The sequence below is a fragment of the uncultured Aquincola sp. genome (assembly GCF_964001545.1).
Taxonomy (GTDB): Bacteria; Pseudomonadota; Gammaproteobacteria; order Burkholderiales; family Burkholderiaceae_C; genus Aquincola.
Genome location: NZ_CAXFDV010000095.1, coordinates 1 through 3,026, shown reverse-complemented (window position 1 = coordinate 3,026; position 3,026 = coordinate 1). Strand labels below are relative to the sequence as shown.

General features: G+C 64.0%; 2 protein-coding genes and 1 pseudogene. All 3 read right to left on the bottom strand.

Translation table 11 applies throughout. The features are described 5' to 3' along the window. Positions 1-1,609: pseudogene (gene rpoB / locus ABNT58_RS03375) on the bottom strand (DNA-directed RNA polymerase subunit beta); the annotation flags it as partial. Between the two features lie 302 nt (positions 1,610-1,911). Continuing rightward, positions 1,912-2,289 carry a 50S ribosomal protein L7/L12 gene (gene rplL, locus ABNT58_RS03370; protein ID WP_348752102.1) on the bottom strand — a complete coding sequence of 126 codons (378 nt, stop codon included), beginning with the start codon at positions 2,287-2,289 and terminating at the stop codon, positions 1,912-1,914. 42 nt (positions 2,290-2,331) lie between these two features. Beyond that, positions 2,332-2,862, bottom strand: coding sequence for a 50S ribosomal protein L10 (gene rplJ, locus ABNT58_RS03365; protein ID WP_348752101.1), 531 nt, complete (start codon positions 2,860-2,862; stop codon positions 2,332-2,334). Positions 2,863-3,026 lie beyond the last annotated feature (164 nt).

Below are 3,026 nucleotides of genomic sequence, written 5' to 3'. Positions count from 1 at the left end.
GCGTGATCTCGGACAGCGGGTTGGTCTGGTCCATGAACTGCGACAGCTGCGACGCACCGAAGAACTCCTTCAGCGCCGCGGAGATCGGCTTGGAGTTGATCAGGTCGTGCGGCATCAGGGCTTCGGTCTCGGCCTGGCCCAGACGCTCCTTGACGGCCTTCTCGATACGCGCCAGGCCCGAGCGGTACTGGTTCTCGGCCAGTTCGCCCACGCAGCGCACGCGACGGTTGCCCAGGTGGTCGATGTCGTCGACTTCACCGCGGCCGTTGCGCAGCTCGACCAGGATCTTGACGACGTCGAGGATGTCCTCGTTGCTCAGCGTCATCGCGCCTTCGGCCGAGTCGCGGCCCACGCGGGCGTTGAACTTCATGCGGCCCACGCGCGACAGGTCGTACGTGTCGGCGCTGTAGAACAGGCGGTTGAACAGCGCTTCCACCGCGTCTTCGGTCGGCGGCTCGCCAGGGCGCATCATGCGGTAGATGGCCACGCGCGCGGCCAGCTGGTCGGCGGTTTCGTCGCTGGCCAGGGTCTGGCTGATGTAGGCGCCTTCGTCCAGCTCGTTGGTGTAGAGGGCCTGCAGGTCCTTCACACCCGACTGGCGCAGCTTCTTCAGCAGCGTGTCGGTGATCTCTTCGTTGGCCTTGGCCACGATCTCGCCCGTGTCGGGGTCGACCATGTTGCGGGCCACCACGCGACCGATCAGGAAGTCTTCCGGCACGGTGATGTGGTTGGTGCCCGACTGCTCCAGCGCGCGCACGTGGCGGGCGGTGATGCGCTTGTCCTTCTCGACGACGACTTCACCGTTCTTGTTGGTGATGTCGAAGCGCGCGACCTCGCCACGCAGGCGGTCGGCCACGAACTCCATCTGCGCGCCCGAGTCCATCAGGCGGAAGTTGTCGAACACGAAGAAGTGGGCCAGGATCTGCTCGGGGTTCAGGCCGATGGCCTTGAGCAGGATCGTGACCGGCATCTTGCGGCGGCGGTCGACACGGAAGTACAGGATGTCCTTCGGGTCGAACTCGAAGTCCAGCCAGGAGCCGCGGTAGGGAATGATGCGGGCGCTGAACAGCAGCTTGCCCGAGCTGTGGGTCTTGCCCTTGTCGTGCTCGAAGAACACGCCCGGCGAGCGGTGCAGCTGCGAGACGATGACACGCTCGGTGCCGTTGACGATGAAGGAGCCGTAGTCGGTCATCAGGGGCACTTCGCCCATGTAGACCTCCTGCTCCTTGATCTCCTTGACCGTCTTGGCCTGCGCGGCTTCACGGTCATAGATGATCATCTGCAGCTTCGCCCGCACCGCAGCGGCGTACGTCAGACCACGCTGCTGGCATTCGCGCGTGTCGAACGGCGGCTTGGCGATGTTGTACTCGATGAACTTCATCTCCACGTACCCGTTGTGCGAAACGATGGGGAACGCGGACAAGAAGGCGGCCTGCAGCCCCTCGGGCTTGCGCTTGGCGGGCGGCACGTCCTTTTGCAGGAACGCGACGTAGGATTCCCGCTGCATGGTCAGCAGATACGGGACGTTGAGAACGCTCTCGCGCTTACCGAAGCTCTTGCGGATCCGCTTGCGCTCGGTATAGCTGTAGTTGGGGGATGCTTGCGCCATTGAACACTCCGTGTCGAAAACCCCCGCCTGGCCGTGGTAGAGGTTTCGTCGGCGACTGGCAACTCGGGTCTTGCACCCGAGGCTTGGTGGTTGGCCACTACCAACCGCTGGCGGACAACCCCGGCGTTGCACCGGAGTCCGACCAAACCCGTTCTCTGCAGTCGGATCAGAGAACACTTGGAAAAAGAAGGGCGCGTATTGTGTCGCGCTTTCGCTTTCCGAGTGACCTCAAGCCGAGTAAACCCTGAAGCGCGAAAGGCTGGGTGCCTGTAGAGCACCCAGCCTCGCTCCGGGCCCGTCGATTACTTGACTTCGGCCTTGGCGCCGGCTTCCACCAGCTTCTTGACAGCGGCTTCGGCGTCGGCCTTGGGCACGGCTTCCTTGACGGTCTTGGGAGCGCCGTCCACCAGGTCCTTGGCTTCCTTCAGGCCCAGGCCCGTCAGTTCGCGCACGGCCTTGATGACCGACACCTTCTGAGCGCCGGCTTCCACCAGCACCACGTTGAATTCGGTCTTCTCTTCCACCGCGGCAGCGGCGGCGCCACCGCCACCGGCGGCCGGAGCGGCCACGGCAGCAGCCGAAACGCCGAACTTCTCTTCAATGGCCTTGACCAGGTCATTGAGTTCCATCACGGTCATGGTGTCCAGGCTGGACAGGAAAGCGTCTTTGTCGAATGCCATTTTGGATTCCTAGAAACAGTTGAATTGCTTGAATGCTGTGCGTCAGGCCGCGGCGGGTTCCGCTTCGGCAGGCGCGGCTTCGGCGCCGCCGCCCTTCTTCTCCGACACGGCAGCCACCGCACGCGCGAAGCGGGCGATCGGCGACTGCAGCAGGCCGGCCAGTTGGGTCAGCAGGACTTCGCGGCTGGGGATCGAGGCCAGGGCCTTGATGCCTTCGGCGTCGAGCGCCTTGCCACCAAATGCACCACCCTTGACGACCAGCTTGTCGTTGGTCTTGGCGAAGTCCGACAGGACTTTGGCCGAAGCGACAGCGTCTTCCGAAAAACCGTAGATCAGCGGACCAGACATGGCTTCCGCAGCCACCTCGAACGGCGTACCGGCCACAGCGCGGCGGGCGAGCGTGTTCTTCAAAACATGAAGGTACACGCCCTTTTCCCGCGCGTCGCGGCGCAGCTTGTCGAGATGGGCAACGGTGAGGCCACGGTACTCGGCCAGCGTGAGGGTCTGCGAACGGGCTGCCTGGGCGGCCACGTCCGAGATCACGGTAGCTTTCTCGTTGCGATTGAGACTCAAGGTCTGCTCCTCACATCACGTGCCTCGGCACCCTGGCGGGCGCTCCGGCACAACGGATTGCAGCGACCATCTGTTTCCAGGGAAAACAGCGGGACGCCATCTGCGCTGGCTTCGGGTCGGGCGGGCCCTTCCTTCGATTACGGCGCCGCCTGCAAGCAAGCGGC

Bases quoted from the DNA above. Each gene is read 5' to 3' on its own strand.
- rplL (WP_348752102.1), bottom strand. From the start codon at position 2,289: ATGGCATTCGACAAAGACGCTTTCCTGTCCAGCCTGGACACCATGACC.